Annotated in this window: 10 protein-coding genes and 1 pseudogene; 8 read left to right on the forward strand and 3 right to left on the reverse strand. The window is 64.1% G+C overall.

Annotated features, from left to right (window positions below; genetic code table 11):
- Positions 1 to 265 precede the first annotated feature (265 nt).
- From ACFOSU_RS01200 to ACFOSU_RS01225, 6 genes and pseudogenes are all read left to right on the forward strand, one after another.
- The gene (locus ACFOSU_RS01200; protein ID WP_380685630.1) at positions 266 to 1,624 is read left to right on the forward strand and encodes a CmpA/NrtA family ABC transporter substrate-binding protein; all 1,359 of its coding nucleotides are present in this window, start codon (positions 266 to 268) and stop codon (positions 1,622 to 1,624) included.
- Between the two features lie 18 nt (positions 1,625 to 1,642).
- Positions 1,643 to 3,016: an MFS transporter gene (locus ACFOSU_RS01205; RefSeq protein ID WP_380685632.1), complete on the forward strand. Its 1,374-nt coding sequence runs from the start codon at positions 1,643 to 1,645 to the stop codon at positions 3,014 to 3,016.
- 36 nt (positions 3,017 to 3,052) lie between these two features.
- Positions 3,053 to 4,315, forward strand: a pseudogene (locus ACFOSU_RS01210) (NAD(P)/FAD-dependent oxidoreductase); the annotation flags it as partial.
- A 2-nt stretch (positions 4,316 to 4,317) separates the two neighbouring features.
- Positions 4,318 to 6,993, forward strand: a complete 2,676-nt coding sequence (locus ACFOSU_RS01215; protein ID WP_380685634.1) for a molybdopterin-dependent oxidoreductase — start codon at positions 4,318 to 4,320, stop codon at positions 6,991 to 6,993.
- Positions 6,994 to 7,331: 338 nt separating this feature from the next.
- Positions 7,332 to 9,206 carry a NirA family protein gene (locus ACFOSU_RS01220; RefSeq protein WP_380685636.1) on the forward strand — a complete coding sequence of 625 codons (1,875 nt, stop codon included), beginning with the start codon at positions 7,332 to 7,334 and terminating at the stop codon, positions 9,204 to 9,206.
- Between the two features lie 243 nt (positions 9,207 to 9,449).
- Positions 9,450 to 11,015 carry a sulfite reductase subunit alpha gene (locus ACFOSU_RS01225; protein WP_380685638.1) on the forward strand — a complete coding sequence of 522 codons (1,566 nt, stop codon included), beginning with the start codon at positions 9,450 to 9,452 and terminating at the stop codon, positions 11,013 to 11,015.
- Between the two features lie 7 nt (positions 11,016 to 11,022).
- On the opposite strand, the gene ACFOSU_RS01230 is transcribed toward ACFOSU_RS01225, so the two are convergent.
- Together ACFOSU_RS01230 and ACFOSU_RS01235 are read right to left on the reverse strand one after the other, a co-directional pair.
- The gene (locus ACFOSU_RS01230) at positions 11,023 to 11,874 is read right to left on the reverse strand and encodes a PHP domain-containing protein (protein WP_380685640.1); all 852 of its coding nucleotides are present in this window, start codon (positions 11,872 to 11,874) and stop codon (positions 11,023 to 11,025) included.
- Positions 11,871 to 12,824 (reverse strand): LysR family transcriptional regulator, encoded by a 954-nt coding sequence (locus ACFOSU_RS01235; RefSeq protein ID WP_380685642.1) that lies wholly within the window; start codon positions 12,822 to 12,824, stop codon positions 11,871 to 11,873. The genes ACFOSU_RS01230 and ACFOSU_RS01235 overlap by 4 nt, the downstream gene beginning before the upstream one ends.
- A 211-nt stretch (positions 12,825 to 13,035) precedes the next feature.
- On the opposite strand from ACFOSU_RS01235, the gene ACFOSU_RS01240 reads away from it, so the two are divergent.
- The gene (locus ACFOSU_RS01240) at positions 13,036 to 14,331 is read left to right on the forward strand and encodes an aspartate aminotransferase family protein (protein ID WP_380686434.1); all 1,296 of its coding nucleotides are present in this window, start codon (positions 13,036 to 13,038) and stop codon (positions 14,329 to 14,331) included.
- Between the two features lie 21 nt (positions 14,332 to 14,352).
- Here ACFOSU_RS01240 and ACFOSU_RS01245 read toward each other — a convergent pair whose 3' ends face one another.
- Positions 14,353 to 15,798 carry a sodium:solute symporter family protein gene (locus ACFOSU_RS01245; RefSeq protein WP_380685645.1) on the reverse strand — a complete coding sequence of 482 codons (1,446 nt, stop codon included), beginning with the start codon at positions 15,796 to 15,798 and terminating at the stop codon, positions 14,353 to 14,355.
- A gap of 144 nt (positions 15,799 to 15,942) precedes the next feature.
- Between ACFOSU_RS01245 and ACFOSU_RS01250 the strand changes: the two genes are divergently transcribed.
- The gene (locus tag ACFOSU_RS01250) at positions 15,943 to 16,845 is read left to right on the forward strand and encodes a LysR family transcriptional regulator (protein ID WP_380685647.1); all 903 of its coding nucleotides are present in this window, start codon (positions 15,943 to 15,945) and stop codon (positions 16,843 to 16,845) included.
- Positions 16,846 to 16,972: the final 127 nt, after the last annotated feature.

Consider the following 16,972-nt stretch of genomic DNA (forward strand, 5'->3'; position numbering starts at 1 on the left):
GCAGGCGTGCCTGTCCTTTGGCTGGCATAGCTTTCAGGACATGGGGGAGTGCTGGCACGGTTTCTGCAATACTCCTACCAGACAACAGTGCATTCCTCGGGTCAACGACGATCAGTGGATCCCCGGCAAGGCGGGTTATGTACTGACGTCATACAAGGGGTTTGAGGGCAACGAAGCCCGGCATCACCACGTGGACATGCGTGCGTGGAGCCGGGCTTTTTTCATGTCTGTCGTCCGTGCAAGCGGGACAGGCGAGGTATCGATAATGACCGCATGGCATGAAGCACATTTCGGCCGCAAGGGCCGTTATATCGGCAAGCCGCACGAGCGCGATACGCTCAAGCTGGGCTTCATCGCGTTGACCGACTGCGCGCCGCTGGTGATCGCCAGCGAAGCGGGCTTCTTCGAGGCCGAAGGCCTGGGCGTTGAGCTGTCGCGCGAGTCCTCATGGGCGGCCATTCGCGACAAGGTCGCGCTCGGCCTGCTGGACGGGGCCCAGATGCTGGCCGGCATGCCGATTGCCTCGACGCTGGGGGTGGGCGCCTTGCCGCATGCAATGGTCACGGCGCTGTCGCTCGGGCTCAATGGCAACGCGATCACGGTATCGACACCTCTCTACGAGCGCATGCGCGCTATCGACCCGGCCGCGACGATGGCCCGGCCCTGCAGCGCGAGCGCGCTCAAGCAGGTTATCGACCAGGACCGCGCGGCCGGCCTGGCGCCGTTGACGTTCGGCATGGTGCATCCGGCCTCGATGCACAACTATCAGCTGCGCTACTGGCTGGCCGCGGCGGGTATCGACCCCGACCGCGACGTCAATCTGATCGTCGTGCCGCCGGCGCGCATGGTCGCCAATATCGAGGCGGGGCGGCTGGCCGGTTATTGCGTCGGCGAGCCGTGGAATCAGCTGGCCGTGCGCGCTGGCCTGGGTCATGCCCTGATCACCGGCTACGAAATCTGGAACAACGCCCCCGAGAAGGTGCTGGGCGTGACCCGTGAGTGGGCGCTGGCGAATCCACGCACCCACCGCGCCCTCATCCGCGCGATCGTGCGTGCGGGTGCCTGGCTGGACAACCACGCCAACTGCGAAGAGGCCGCCGACACCCTGGCCGACACCAGCTATGTCGATGCGCCGGCGGAAGTGATCCGGCGCACGCTCACCGGGCGATTCTGCTATCACCCGGGTGCGGCGCCGCGCCCGGCCCCTGATTTCAATGTCTTCAATCGCTATGCGGCCAATTTCCCCTGGCGTTCGCATGCCATGTGGTTCATCAGCCAGATGATCCGCTGGAGCCAGATCAGCGCGCCCGTGGATATTGCGATGACCGCGGGCCGTGTCTATCGGCCGGATATCTACCGCGACGCCGTGGCGCCGCTGGGCATCGTCTGTCCGGACGACGATTACAAGAGCGAGGGCACGCATCCGGCGGGCTGGTCGCTGACTGCCGGCCAGGCCCCGGACCGCGTGCTTTCGATGGGCGCCGACGCGTTCTTCGACGGCGGCGTGTTCGAGCCGCGCGACGTACTCGGCTATCTCGCCGCGCATGAATCACCCGGGCGCACTGTGCGCCTGCGTGAACTCGCCGAACTCAACCCTTCTTTTGCCACTTCCGTCGCCGGTTAACGACCAGGAGCCTCAATCATGGAACTCGCTCACAAGGCCACCCGCATTCGCCTGTTCGACTTCAAGTCGGTGCAGATGCGTGCGTTTCATATGAGCTGGCTGGCATTTCATCTGTGCTTTTTCGGCTGGTTCGGCATTGCGCCGCTCATGGCCGTGGTACGGGAGGATCTGAATCTCGACAAGTCGATGGTGGGCTGGAGCATCATCGCCTCGGTCGCGATTACCGTGCTGGTACGCCTGATCATCGGCCCGCTGTGCGACAAGTTCGGCCCGCGCCGGACCTATTCCACGCTGCTGATCCTGGGCTCGATCCCGGTGATGTGCATCGGCTTCGCCGACAGCTTCGAGAGCTTTCTGATCGCGCGCCTGTGCATCGGCGCCATCGGCGCGTCGTTCGTGATTACCCAGTACCACACGTCGGTTATGTTCGCGCCCAATATCGTGGGCACGGCCAACGCCACCACTGCGGGCTGGGGCAATCTCGGTGGCGGCACCACCCAGATCGTGATGCCGCTGATCTTCGCTGCGATCGTCTCCCTGGGCGTGAGCGAAACGCTGGGTTGGCGCCTGGCGATGGTGGTGCCGGGCGTCATGCTCTTCATTCTCGGGCTGGCCTATCTGAAGTACACCCAGGACGCGCCCGACGGCAACTACTCGGATCTGCGCGCCGCCGGTGCGATTCCCTACGCGAAGAACGAGAACAGCGGCTGGTCGAGTTTTCGCAACGCAGCGAAGGACTATCGCGTCTGGGCCCTGTTCGTGGTCTATGCGGGCTGTTTCGGGGTAGAGCTGACCATCAACAACGTTGCCGCGATCTATTTCTTCGATAACTTCCATGTCGATCTCAAGACCGCCGGCCTGATCGCGGGCCTGTTCGGACTGATGAATATCTTCGCCCGCACCATGGGCGGCTTCTTTTCGGATCTGTCGGCCCGCTATATGGGCCTGACCGGGCGCGTGCGCTTCCTGTTTCTGGCCATGTTCATCGAAGGCATCGCGCTGGTGACGTTTTCGCAGATGGAAGTGCTCGCCACCGCCATCGCCAGCATGGTCGTGTTCAGCCTGTTCGTGCAGATGTCCGAAGGCGCGACCTTCGGCCTCGTGCCGTTCATGAACAAGAAAGCGCTGGGTGGCGTCAACGGCATCGTCGGGGCCGGCGGCAACGCGGGTGCGGTGCTCGCGGGTTTCCTGTTCAAGAGCGAATCGCTGTCCTATGGCCAGGGTCTGCTGATTCTCGGTTGCGCCGTGATGGTGTGCTCGCTGTTCGCGTTCTTCGTGCGCTTTTCGCCCGAAGTGCTGGCCGAGGAGAAGGCGGCTTTCGACACGGCTTCGGCCGGCGACGACCCGATCAAGGCGCGCGGCACCGGGGACCCCGGTGCGCAGCCCGCATGAGCGCGGCACGAGTCGACGGCAACAGGGTGATAGCGCATGAGTGACAACTGCAGCCAACCCCGGCTTGATCTCGTGGTCATCGGCAACGGCATGGCCGGCTTGCGCACGCTCGAGGATGTGCTCGCGGCCGCGCCCGAGCGCTACAACTTGACCGTGTTCGGGGCCGAGCCGCATGCCAGCTACAACCGCATCATGCTGTCGCCGGTGCTGGCGGGCGACAAGGCGTTCGCCGAGATCGAGACACGTGATCGCGACTGGTACGCCGAGCATGAGATCACCCTGCACACCGGCGAGGCGGTCACCAGGATCGACCGCCGCCGGCGCATGGTGATCTCCGAGTCCGGGCGCGAGGTCGGCTACGACCGGCTGCTGCTGGCCACCGGCTCGACGCCGTTCATCCTGCCGGTCCCCGGCCATACGCTCGATGGTGTGATCAGTTTCCGTGATATCGGCGACGTCGATCGCATGGTCAAGGCCAGCGAGAATGGCGGCCATGCGGTGGTCATCGGCGGCGGTCTGCTCGGGCTGGAAGCGGCATACGGCCTGCACAAGCGCGGCATGCACGTCACCGTCGTGCATCTCATGGACAGCCTCATGGAGCGTCAGCTCGACCCGACCGCCGCCGAACTGCTGCAGTATTCGCTGGCCCAGCGCGGGCTGAATTTCCGTATGGGCGCGAAGACCGCCGCCATACTTGGCGACGCGGCGGGCCGGGTGGTCGGGCTGCGTTTTGCCGACGCCGAGGATTCCGTCATCGACGCCGAACTGGTGGTGATGGCCGTGGGTATCCGGCCGAATATCGAACTGGCGAAGAAATCGGGTCTGCACTGCGACAAGGGCATCGTGGTCAACGACACCATGCAGACCTATGACCCGCGTATCTACGCGGTCGGCGAGTGCGTCGAGCATCGCCAGGCGGTATACGGGCTGGTCGCGCCGCTCTGGGACCAGGCCAGGGTCTGCGCCAATCATCTGGCCTACCGCGGCCATACCCAGTATCAGGGGTCGGTGACCGCGACCCAGCTCAAGGTCACCGGCATCGACATGTATTCGGCGGGTGATTTCGCCGACGGAGAAGACACCGAAGCGCTCGTCTACGCCGATGTGCGGCGCGGCGTCTACAAGCGCCTCGTGCTGCGCGACAACCAGATCGTCGGCGTGGTGCTCTATGGCGATACAGGCGACGGCGGTTGGTATTTCCGTCTGATGAAGGACAAGGCCGACGTTTCGGCCAATCGCGATCTGCTGCTGTTCGGCCAGGCGTACATGCCCGACGCCGACAGCGAGAAAGAGGCCGCGTGATGCCCACGACCACGCGTACCACCTGTCCCTATTGCGGCGTTGGCTGTGGCGTGACCGCGACCGTTGGCGACGACGCTGCGGTCGCGGTCAGCGGCGACGTGGCGCATCCGTCCAATCTCGGCAGCCTGTGCTCCAAGGGCACCGCGCTTGCGGATACGGTCGGGCTGGCCGATCGCCTGCTGCATCCCGTGGTCAACGGTCGCCGTGCGAGCTGGGGCGACGCGCTGGATACCGTCGCCAGCCGTTTCACCGACATCATCGCCGAGCACGGGCCGGATGCGGTCGCGTTCTATGTGTCCGGTCAGCTGCTGACCGAGGACTATTACGTCGCCAACAAGCTGATGAAAGGCTATATCGGCTCGGCGAATATCGATACCAATTCGCGGCTGTGCATGTCGTCGGCGGTAGCGGGGCACGTGCGCGCCTTCGGCGAGGACGTGGTGCCGGGCTGCTATGACGATCTGGAAGCGGCCGATCTCGTGGTGCTGGTCGGGTCCAATACCGCCTGGTGTCATCCGGTGGTCTATCAGCGCATTGTCGCCGCGCAGGAAAACGATCCCTCCAAGCGGCTGGTGGTGATCGATCCGCGGCGCACGGCCACGGCTGAAGGCGCCGATCTGCATCTGGCGCTGGCGCCGGGCACGGATGTGGCGCTGTTCAACGGGTTGCTCGCCTGGCTCGCTGCGCAGGGTTTCGACAGCCCACGGCCGGGTAGCGCCGATGCCGTCGAAGCCGCCCACGCGGGCGGTGATATCGCTGCCGTGGCCGCGGCCTGCGGTGTCGATGCCGACGTGCTCACGATGTTTTTTCAATGGTTCGGCGACACCGACCGCACCGTGACCGTGTTCTCGCAGGGCGTGAACCAGTCCTCGGCGGGCACCGACAAAGTCAATGCCATTATAAATTGTCATCTGCTGACCGATCGCATCGGCAAACCCGGCGCGTGCCCGTTCTCGATCACCGGCCAGCCGAACGCCATGGGCGGCCGTGAAGTGGGCGGGCTGTCGAATACGCTGGCTGCACACATGGGCTTCGACGAAGCCGACACCGTGCAGCGTTTCTGGGATTCGCCGGCGATCGCCCGCAAGCCGGGGCTGAAAGCGGTCGAACTGTTCGAGGCGATCGAATCGGGGCGGGTCAAGGCGGTGTGGATCATGGCCACCAATCCGCTGGTGAGCCTGCCCGACGCCGATCGCGCCCGGCGCGCGCTGGAACAATGCGAATTCGTGGCCGTCTCCGATTGCATGCGCCACACCGATACGGTCAACGTCGCTCATGTGCTGCTGCCGGCCGCGGCGTGGGCAGAAAAAGATGGCACCGTGACCAACTCCGAACGGGTGATCTCGCGCCAGCGCAATTTTCTGCCTATTCCAGGGCAAGCCAAGCCCGACTGGTGGATCATCAGCGACGTGGCCCGGCGCATGGGCTTTGGCGCGGGCTTCGACTATCTCGGCCCGGCCGATATCTTTCGCGAGCACGCGGAACTCACGGCGTTCGAGAACGACGGTGGCCGGGTGCTGAATCTGGCCGGTCTGGCCGACCTCTCCGACGATGAATACGACGCGCTGACGCCGCTGCGCTGGCCGGTCGGCCACCAGCAGCCGCTGCGGGCCGTCGGCGCCATGCCGGTGATCGAGGACAACCGGCGCCTGTTTGGCGACGGTGTGTATCCCACCGATGACGGGCAGGCCCGTCTCGTTGCGGTCACGCCGCGCGGTCCGGCCAACGACATCAGTGCGCAATGGCCGCTCGTGCTCAATACCGGCCGCGTGCGTGATCACTGGCACACCATGACCCGTACCTCCAAATCGGCACGGCTGTCGGCGCATATTCCCGAGCCGTTCGTGGAAGTGCATCCACTGGATGCCGAACAACATGCGCTCGTGAACGGGGCGCTTGCGCGCGTGGCGACCGCCTGGGGCGCGCTTACCGCGCGCGTCACCGTGACGACGAATCAGCGTCGCGGCTCGCTGTTCGTACCCATGCACTGGAACGATCAGTTCGCCGCCGATGCCCGTGTCGGGGCGCTCGGCAACCCCGCGGTCTGCCCGATTTCCGGAGAGCCCGAATTCAAGCACACGCCGGCAGCCATCGCACCGTATGCGGCGGCCTGGTACGGCTTCATCCTCGCGGCGAGACCCTTGCCGATCGCGCGCGACGCGGCCGTCGACTACTGGGTGGCCGTGCTCGGCGAGCGGTTCTGGCGCTACGAGATCGCCGGGATAGAGACGCCGACGGACTGGGTCGCCATGGCCCGCCACTGGCTGGGCGTGGAGGGCCGCGCCGCCGACTGGCTGGATGTCAGCGATATCGCCGCGGGCCGTTACCGTGCCGCGCATATGGATGCCGGCCATATCGAGGCCTGCCTGTTCGTCGACCGTGAGCCGCTGGGCCTGCCGGATCGCAGCTGGCTGGCTTCCCTGTTCACGGGTGCGCCGGTGGAGCAGGCCGATCGCGCTGGCCTGCTCGCCGGGCGCCCGGCAGATACGAGCAAGGACACCGGCCCGCAGGTCTGCTCGTGCTTCGGCGTGGGCCGAAACACGATCCTGCGCGCGATCACCGAGAACGGCCTGGATTCAGTGGCGGCTGTGGGCGAAGCCCTCGAGGCCGGCACCAACTGCGGCTCCTGCAAACCCGAAATCGCCCAGCTGCTGGCCGAGTCGGGGCGGGATTAAGACCAGAAATACAGAAAGACATTTTTCATCCGCAGATGACGCAGATGAAAAGACAGATTTAAGAGCTAAGGCATTAACTGTTCGCCAACGGACGCGAATGAACACAGACGGAAAGGAAATGGCGTTTTTCGATGAACGGCATGGGCGGGCCTGCTGGCCTGATTCGTATGAGTCTCGACCCGTGACCTCTCGTGTGCGTTCGGCCGCCGGCTCGGTTCGTGTTCATTCGCAGACAAACCAGCGCCGCATTCCGCTTTTTTCATCTGCGTAAATCTGCGTCCATCTGCGGATAAACCTTTAAAGAAAACGACTCGTGACCGAACGAATCGGAGCCCGACATGACCGACAACAGTTTCAACGACGAACAGCAGCGCTATCTGCGCGGTGTCACCGCGGGTTTGCATCTGGCCCGTGGCGTACCGGGCATGACCGGGCTTACCGGCGGCAAGCGTCTACGGCCGGACGATTTCCATGCTCAGGCACGGATTCGCGCCGAGGCGGCCGGCGGCGAACTCTGTGGCCAGGAAAAAGCCAAGGCCGATCTAAACCCCAACGACATGTGGGACGAGATGGCCGGGCTGGCGGCGCGCGGCGAATACCCGAAGGGCGACATGGTCTTTCTGATGAAGTCCAATGGCTTGTTCTACGTGGCGCCCAATCAGGACAGCTATATGTGCCGGCTGCGTATGCCGGGCGGCATATTCTCGGCGCATCAGTTTCGCGGCGTCGCGGATCTGGCCGAGCAGTTCGGCGGCGGCTATACCCATGTGACCACCCGCGCAAATCTGCAGATCCGCGAGATCGGGGCCGCCCATTCGCTCGATGTACTTATGGGGCTGCAGGATATCGGCATCCTCAACCGTGGCGCGGGCGGCGATAACATTCGCAATATCACCGGCTCGCCGCTCGCCGGCATCGACCCGCAGGAACTGATCGACGTCACGCCCTATTGCCGGGCCATGCATCACCATATCCTCAATCACCGCGAACTCAACGGCCTGCCGCGCAAGTTCAATATCGCGTTCGACGGCGCCGGACGCATCAGCGCACTGGAGGGCACCAACGATGTCGGCTTCGCCGCCGTACTGCCCAAGGGCGACGGTCCGTTGCCGCGCCGGCCGTATTTTCGGCTCCTGCTGGGCGGCATCACCGGGCACCAGGATTTCGCCCGCGATACCGGGGTCATGCTCAAGCCCGAGGAATGCGTCGCTGTTGCCCACGCCGTCCTGCGCGTGTTTCTGAGCAGCGGCGATCGTACCGACCGCGACAAGGCGCGGCTCAAGTACGTCCTCGATCGCTGGGGCTTCGAGAAGTTCATGCGCGAGGTGCAAAAACAATTGCCGTTCACGCTGCGGCGCTATCCGCTGGCGCGCTGCGAGACGCGCGCGCCGGTGGAAAAGAGCGGGCATGTCGGTATCCACGATCAGGCGCAGCGCGGTAAGCGTTATGTCGGCGTGGTCGTTCCGGTGGGCCGGCTGACCGTGGCCCAGATGCACCTGCTGGCCGATCTCGCCGACCGCTACGGCGACGCCCGGCTGCGCACCACGGTCTGGCAGAACCTGCTGCTAGGCGATATCGCCAAGGCCGACGTGGACAGCGTCGTCAAGGCGATTGTGGGCGCCGGTCTGCACGTCGAGGCCAGCCCGGCGCGCGCCGGAATGGTCGCCTGCACCGGCAGTTTCGGCTGCAAGTTTGCCAACGCCGAGACCAAGGGCAACGCCATGACGCTGGTGGAACACCTGGAGAAGACGCTCGAGCTCGACGAGCCGATGAACATCCATGTCACCGGCTGCCCGAATTCCTGTGCCCAGCACTATATCGGCGATATCGGACTGCTCGGCTGCAAGGTCGACGATCCGGACGCGGCCGACCCCGAAGAGGCCGATCAGGTCGACGGCTTTCATGTCTTCGTCGGCGGCGGCTATGAAGACGAGCAGGGCATTGCCCGCGAACTGGCCGCGAGCGTGGCCGCATCCCGGCTACCGGTCTATATCGAGCAGCTGATGGGCGCCTATATGGACAGGCGACACAAGGGCGAGCGCTTCGTCGCCTTCGCCCGCCGTCATGAAATCTCCGAGCTGCGCGAATTGATCGCCGAGCGATCGGAAGCCGCAGCGCGGGCCCAGGCCGCAGCCGAAATACCCGCCGATGCCGAGCCGCCGATCGCCGACGATCCTGATACTGCCGCCGCCGATGAGACCAACGCGGCCTAACATTTATCCGCAGATGAACGCAGGTAGACACAGACAGGAACACAGATCGAAGCGATAAGGAAGAAGGCCTCTCCGCGAGCTGATTAACGACAACGATGAGGCGCCTGCTGAGGAATCGAAGCGCATGGTGATTGACCTGCTTCAGCGCTTCCTGCCTTTCGTTCTTCGTTTTCATCTGCGCGGATCTGTGTCCATCTGCGGATGCCCAAAGAACTTTTCTCGTGACAGCAACGAGGTAGAACCATGCCCACACAAGTCGATCTGATTCCCGAAGACGCGCCGTTCGAGGCCGAGCAGCGCGAGTGGCTCAATGGCCTGATCGCAGCGCTCGCCGGTTGGGAGGGCTCACTGGGTGGGGCGACCGGTCAGGAACAGAAATCCGAAGAGAGTTTCCCCTGGCACGACCCGGCCATGGAGATGGACGAGCGCATGGAACTCGCCGCGGGCAAGCCCTACGAGCGCCAGCTCATGGCGGCCATGGCGCAACTCGACTGTGGCCAGTGTGGCTATCTGTGCAAGACCTACGCCGAGGCCATCGCTTTTGACGGCGAGGATCTGAATCGCTGCGTGCCGGGCGCCAAGGAGACCGAACGCAAGTTGAAGGAACTGGTGGCCGAGCAGCAGGCCGCCAATGCCGACACGCAGGACGGGCCCGAGGAGAAACCCAAGCCCAAGCCGAAGGCCAAAGGCCCGCTCGGCACCCGCGATAATCCGCTGATGGCCCGTCTCAAGGCGAGCACTCCGCTCAACGCCGAAGGCTCGACCAAGGACACCCGCCATGTGGTCATCGACCTCGGCGACTCCGGCGTGTACTACGAAGCCGGCGACTCCATGGGCATCTTTCCGGAGAACGATCCGCGCACGGTGGACGCGATTCTTGCGGATATCGAGGCTTCGGGCGGCGAGAAGGTCGTCGCCCCCGACGGCGAGACGCGGCTGTTTCGCCAGGTATTGCTCAAGGAACTGGATATCACCAAGCCCAGCGACGACGTGATCGCGCTGCTGGCTGATTCCGCCGGTGATGCCGAGGAAGCGGAGGATCTGCGCATGCTCGCCGAGCGCGGCGTCGAGGAAGGCCAGAGTCTGCTGGAAATACTGCGCGTCTACCCGAGCGCGCGCCCGGACGTGCAGAAGCTGGTGGATCGGCTGGGGCCGCTGCAGCCGCGGCTGTATTCGATCGCCTCGTCGGGGCGCAAGTATCCCAACGAAATCCATACCACCGTCGCCGTGCTCAAGACCGCGCTCTACGGCCGCGGCTACAAGGGCGTGGCGTCGACGTTCCTGGCCAAGCGCCTGTCACGCAACGGCGAGGTGCCGATCTATATCCAGCCGTCTCAGGAGTTCCGGGTCAACGCCGATCCCGACCACCCGGCCATCATGATCGGTCCGGGCACCGGCATCGCGCCGTTCATGGCGTTTCTGCAGGAGCGCGAGGCGCGCGCTGACCCCGGGCGCAACTGGGTGTTCTTCGGCAATCCGGAGAGTGCCAGGGACCATATCTACCGGGATGCGCTGGAGGGCTGGCGCAAATCCGGCTTGATTACTCGATTGACGCTCGCATTCTCGCGCGACCAGGAGCAGAAGGTCTATGTGCAGACCCGCATGCTCGAACAGGCGCGTGAATTCTGGGCCTGGCTGGAAGCCGGGGCGACGATTTATATCTGTGGTGACGCCGAGCGCATGGCCAAGGATGTGGATGTTGCGCTGCATCAGATCGTGCGCGAGCAGGGCGGCCTGGACGAAAAACAGGCGGCACGCTACGTCGAGACGCTCGCCTCGGAACATCGCTATCTGCGGGATGTGTACTGATTACGGCTTAGGCGTCGTTGATGTGGCTGGTGGCGAGTCGCGGATCGTCCCAGACCGGCGTCAGCCCACGGGGCAACGGTCGTAATCGGCCCATTGCCAGCCAGAATTGTTCGGGCGCATGGAAGTCCGAACCGACCGAGCCCAACAGGTCGTGAGCGCTGGCGTCGGCGGCCGCGGTCATTTCCTTGGCGCGATCGGTGGTACCGGTACAGATCTCCAGTGCGTCGCCGCCGGCGTCGGCGAATGCCGCCACGGCACGTCGTCGCCAGGCGCCGGAAAAACCGTAGCCGAACGGGTGCGCCAGCACCGCGATACCGCCGGCCTGATGCAGCCAGCGAACCGCATCGTCCAACGCGGCCCATTCGATGCTTGCGTGGCCGGGTTTGCCGGGCCTGAGATAGCGTTTGAAGGCCTGATTCATGTCCTTGCATAGCCCGTCTTCGACGAGCAGGCGCGCAAAATGCGGACGTGCGATCTGGCCCGTCCCCGCCAGCGCTCGGGCGCGGCTCAGGGCATCGGTCAGCCCCAGTTTTTCCAGTTTCGTGGCAATCACGGCGGCGCGTTCGGCGCGTTGTGCCTGTAGCGCGGACAGACCGTCATTCAGCGCATCAGCCGCGGGGTCGAACGCCAGTCCGACGATATGCAGCGTGCGTTTGTTCCAGGTGACCGATATCTCCACGCCGGCCACGATGTGTACGCCGTGGACGGTACCGGCTGCCTGCGCCGCCGGCAGTCCGGCGATCGTATCGTGATCGGTCAGCGCCAGCTGGGTGACACCGTAGTCGGCGGCGCGCGCGACCAGTTCGGCGGGCGACAGGCGGCCGTCGGAGCAGGTGGAATGGCTGTGCAGGTCGATCAAGCGGAATCTCTGGTGGCAGACGAAAGCGGGCTGTCCGGATGGCCAAGCTCGGCCAGCAGGGTGTCGAGCACGCGATGCGGGCGGCGCCCATGGCGGGTGATGGCTGCATATTCGATGCGATAGGCGTATCGATCCGGACACAGCCTGCGCAGCTGACCGGTATCGGCCCATCGACGCGCGAAGTGTTCCGGCAGGAAACCGATATAGCATCCGGTGAGCAAAAGGAAGGCAATGCCCTCGCGATCGGTTGCGGTGGCCATGCCGTTGAGCTGTTCGAGGCAGCGTTGTCCGGCGGCGGGCAACGCATAGGCCGGTACCACGGCATCCGCCGCCGCTATGTCGTCTGCGCCGAGCGAATCATCCTCGCGTTCGTAGAACGAGTGGTTGCGCGCGCAATAGAGATAGGCGGCCTCGTTGTAGAGCGGATTGTAATCCAGAGCGCGCATTGCGTTCATGGCCGGAACCACGCCCACGTGCAGCCGGCCGTCCATGACGCCAGCCTCCACTTCACTGGGCGGAATCATGTGGATATTGATATGCACCTGCGGCCCGCGCTGCTTGAGTGCGGCCAGGGCGTGGGTTATGCGCATGTGCGGCAGGGTCACCAGATTGTCGGTGATGCCGATATTGAGTTCCCCGCGCAGGTGGCGATGCAGGCTGTTGACCTCGTTGCGAAAGGTTTCCAGCGATGCGAGCAACCGCAACGACGCCTGATAGATGTCCCGGCCTTCTTCGGTCAGGGCGAAGCCCGAGCGCCCGCGCTGGCACAGGCGCATGCCGAGCCGGGCCTCCAGATCCGCCATATGCAGGCTGATCGCGGAGCGGCCGATACCGAGCGCCGGCATCGCCGCGGTAAAACCACCGCTTTCGACCACGGCCCTGAACACGCGGATCAGACGGACCTCGAAATCGCTGATCTGGCCCAGCGGATCGATATGGCGCTCGAGCATGGCGCAGTGTCGTGGTGGAAAGCCGTCTGCATACGTTAGCTGTGACTGACGTTTACGTCGAGAAACAGGCATGTAACCAAACAGAGCGCGCGGCTACAGTCGGGTTTCGATAAAACAGAGCGCAAGGTGAACGATGGCCCAGGCGAATAAACAGACGCAAAACCTGTCCGGCAACCTCGATGCACGCGCCGCCGCGCTGACCGATGCGGATATGGACGCGTTCTGGATGCCGTTTACCGGCAATCGTCAGTTCAAGGCCGATCCGCGGCTGATCGTCGGCGCCGAGGGCTGTTGCTACCGGGATGCCGACGGCCGCGAGATATTCGACAGTCTCTCCGGGCTCTGGTGTGTGAGCTTCGGGCACGGACGCACGGAAATCGCCGACGCGATCGCGCGTACCGCACGCGAACTCGATTATGCGCCGCCTTTCCAGTATGCCCATCCGCTGGCGTTCGAACTGGCCAGCCGTGTGAAAGCGCTCACGCCGGCAGGGCTGGATCATGTGTTCTTCACCAATTCGGGCTCGGAATCAGCCGATACCGCATTGAAGATGGCGCGCGCCTACTGGGCCAAGCGCGGCGCACCGGAAAAGACACGTCTGATCGGCCGCGCCAAGGGCTACCACGGCGTCAACGTGGGCGGCACCGGCGTCGGCGGTATCGAAGCCAACCGAAAGGGCTTCGGTGACATGCTGACCAGCGAGCATCTGCCGCATACGCTGCTGGAGGACAACCGTTTCAGCCGGGGCATCCCCGAACACGGCGCCGAGTTGGCCGATGCGCTCGAAGACATGATCGAAGCGCATGGCGCCGATACGGTGGCCGCGGTGATGGTCGAACCGATGGGCGGATCCGCCGGGGTGATCGTGCCGCCGAAGGGCTATCTGAACCGACTGCGCGCGATCTGTGATCGCCACGACGTGCTGCTGATCTTCGACGAAGTGCTGACCGGCTTCGGTCGCACCGGCGCATCGTTCGGGGCGGAACTGTTCGGCGTGCGCCCCGATATCATGACCCTGGCGAAAAACCTCACCAATGCGGCGGTGCCAATGGGGGCCGTCGTGGTCAGCGATGCCATCTACCAGACTTTCATGAACGAAGGCGGGCCCGAGTACCAGATCGAGTTCTTCCACGGCTATACCTATTCAGCGCATCCGCTGGCCTGCGCGGCCGGCCTGGCCGCTCTCGATATCTACGAGCGCGAACACATGGTCGAGCGGGCCGCAAAGCTGGCGCCGTATTTCGAGGCGCAGGTACACGGTCTGCGCGGTCTGCGCCATGTGGTCGATATCCGCAATCTGGGTCTGGCCGCGGCGATCCAGATCGACCCTGTCGACGGCGAGCCGGGGCGCCGCCCCTGGCAGATCGCGATGGCCGCCTGGAAGCGCGGGCTGTATCTGCGTTTCGGCGGCGACACGGTGCAACTCGGGCCGCCCTTCATCACCGAACCCGCCCAGATCGACATGGTGTGCAATATCCTGGAGGACGTCATTCCGGCGGTCGAGTAAACAACCAGCCGGCCGCTCGGCTCATCCGAGCGAGGAGGGCGTCGTCGCGGGCTGTCGCTCGTCCCGTGTTACCAGCGAAAGACCGACAAGCACGACGATTGAAAGCGGCAGGCCGATGAACACCGGATGCAGGCCGAAGGGATGGTCCAACACCTGCCACACGATCGCGAACACGAGCCCCGACCACATCGCGCTCACCCCGGCCACGCGGCTCACGCCTTTCCAGAACAGCCCGGCCAGCACTGGCGCGAGAATGCCGGAGACGAGCATCGCCGTGCCCACCACCCAGAGGGTGACGAGATGGGGGATGTAAAGCGCCAGCAGACAGGCGATGACCGCGGTGATGGCGACCGAGAGCTTGCTGTAGATCAGCATTAGCCTGGTGTCGGGCTCGTGCAGCATCGGTTTGATGATGTCGTTGACGATGGAGGCACTGCCGGCCAGAAAGAAGGAGTCCGCGCAGGAAATGACGGTGGCGAGCAGGGCCAGGACCATGATGATCACCAGCGGAAACGGAAACACCGCTGCCACCGCCTGATAATAGATGAGAGCCGGGTCGGCGCTGTCGAGCTGCAGGCCGAAGCGGGCCATCACGCCGATCGCCACCACCGCCATGCCGATGACGGTCTGCAGGGCGATCGCGATCCAGAAACTGACCTGGATGGTGCGCATGGTCTTGGCGGCCCAGACGCGCTGCCACAGATCCTGGCGCACGAGCTGGTAGGCGCCCAGGGTCAGGAGCAGCACCGTCATCTGGGACACGGATACATTGAGCGGACTGAGCTGGTCCGACATCTGCAATGTGCTCGCCTGCGCCTCGATCGCGGACCAGCCGCCGGAGGCGATCAGGACCGCGACAAACAGCGCGAAGATGCCGATCGTCTGGATGGTGCCGTGGATGGCGTCCTGAAACACCACTGACTTCAGGCCGCCGAGATAGGTCTTCACGGTCAACAGCACCGTGCCCAGCAGAATGCCTTGGGTCATGCTCAGACCGATGGTCAGATTGAGAATCGTAGCAACCGCGACGAACTGCATGCCGGTGATCGCGCAATAGGCAGTCAGCATGGAAAGCGCGGTGGGAAACCGCGCGTGGCGGCCGTAGACCGCGCTGGTGAAGTCACCGACCGTGACCAGGTTCTGCCGCGATCCGATCTCGCGTATCGGTCTGAGCATGAACAGCGCCATGAACACGGAGGGCACGAGAATGACGATCAGAATCCAGACCTGGCCCATGCCCAGCGTGTAGCCCTTGGTCATGAAACCGAGCAGGATCGAACCGCCGATCGCGGTGCCGATCAGGGTGAGAACCATGGGAAAGGTGCGCACCGACCGGCCCGCGACGCTGTATTCCTCGTAGGTCTTCACGTTGCGGTTGATGGCATAGGAAATGCCCACCAGCACGAGAAAATAGACGCCGATGATGACGGCGAGAACCGTCTGCTGCTGGTCCGAGAACATATCCATGGTGCGGTTATCCTCCGCGCTGCCTGTTCGAAATGAAAGGCATGGGGACAGCGCTTATGCTTTGATCTGAACCTAGTCTGTTGCCAGCATGCCAACCAATACTTTTTATTGCTTTGCTTAATGCCTGAACGGCATGATGCCGGAATGAACTATCGGCGTATCGAATGTTTTCTCGCGGTCGTGGATGCCGGCACGGTCACCGCGGCCGCGGAAAATATTCATATCGCCCAGCCAGCCCTGAGCCGGCAGGTCAAGAAACTCGAGCGCGAACTGCGCTTTCCTTTGTTCGAGGCGCGGGGCAACCGGCTCGTGCTGACCGCGGCGGGGCGGGCGTTCGTGCCCGCCGCGCGTCGCCTCATGATCGAAACGCGGGGGCTGGAGGGCGCCGCCGAAGCGTTGCGTACCGGCCGCGTCTCCACCCTCGTGCTGGCCGCAACCGCCGCTTCCGTGCGTACTTTCATCGCACCCTTCATCGCCACCACCGGCGCCGATGATCCGATCATCCTGACCCGGGAAACCCGGCATTTCGATATCCCGCACTCGCTGGCCCACGGCGCCGACTTCGCGGTCTCCCCGGCGCCGCCGGCCGCCGATCTGGAATCCGCGTCGCTGGGAAATATCGCGCTGAAAGCGTTTGTCGCAGCCGATCATCCCTGGGCTCTGGAAAAACGGGAGACGTTGCCGATCAGCGCGTTGCGCGACGAGGACGTCATCGTGCCGTCCCGGCAAAGCGTCAGCCGCGTGATTCTGGACAATGCCATGAACCGGTCGCGTCTGAGTTTCGCGCGGATGTTCGAATGCGAGGACGGCCAGACGATCATGGCACTGGCGGTCGGCGGTCACGGCGTGGGCATCACGACGGAAATGCCGCGTTATGGCGCGCACCCGCTGCGTCTGGTGGAACAGACGCAGAACACAGACGATGCGCCGCGGGTACTGCAACTGCCCTTGCACGTGACCTGGTCGCCACGGCATTTCGCGGCGCTGACCATTCGCGCGCTCGCGCTGCGAATCCGCGCTTTTCTGGAAGCGCATGAAATAGCCTAGATGGGTTCTATCGTCACGAACGAGCGCTAAAGCATGCCGTTTCGGCATGCCGAGGCCAGTAACTTTGCATTGGACTGCATGAACCCGGACGCTGATATTGGTCGTACCGATGTCAATACCCGCAATC

The organism is Salinisphaera aquimarina (genome assembly GCF_042643355.1).
In the GTDB taxonomy this organism is placed as follows: domain Bacteria; phylum Pseudomonadota; class Gammaproteobacteria; order Nevskiales; family Salinisphaeraceae; genus Salinisphaera; species Salinisphaera aquimarina.

What these genes read in the sequence shown, in the direction of transcription:
- ACFOSU_RS01200 (WP_380685630.1), top strand. Translation starts at nt 266, where the DNA reads ATGACCGCATGGCATGAAGCACATTTCGGCCGCAAGGGCCGTTATATC.
- ACFOSU_RS01205 (WP_380685632.1), top strand. Translation starts at nt 1,643, where the DNA reads ATGGAACTCGCTCACAAGGCCACCCGCATTCGCCTGTTCGACTTCAAG.
- ACFOSU_RS01215 (WP_380685634.1), top strand. Translation starts at nt 4,318, where the DNA reads ATGCCCACGACCACGCGTACCACCTGTCCCTATTGCGGCGTTGGCTGT.
- ACFOSU_RS01220 (WP_380685636.1), top strand. Translation starts at nt 7,332, where the DNA reads ATGACCGACAACAGTTTCAACGACGAACAGCAGCGCTATCTGCGCGGT.
- ACFOSU_RS01225 (WP_380685638.1), top strand. Translation starts at nt 9,450, where the DNA reads ATGCCCACACAAGTCGATCTGATTCCCGAAGACGCGCCGTTCGAGGCC.
- ACFOSU_RS01235 (WP_380685642.1), bottom strand. Translation starts at nt 12,824, where the DNA reads ATGCTCGAGCGCCATATCGATCCGCTGGGCCAGATCAGCGATTTCGAG.
- ACFOSU_RS01240 (WP_380686434.1), top strand. Translation starts at nt 13,036, where the DNA reads ATGGACGCGTTCTGGATGCCGTTTACCGGCAATCGTCAGTTCAAGGCC.
- ACFOSU_RS01245 (WP_380685645.1), bottom strand. Translation starts at nt 15,798, where the DNA reads ATGGATATGTTCTCGGACCAGCAGCAGACGGTTCTCGCCGTCATCATC.
- ACFOSU_RS01250 (WP_380685647.1), top strand. Translation starts at nt 15,943, where the DNA reads ATGAACTATCGGCGTATCGAATGTTTTCTCGCGGTCGTGGATGCCGGC.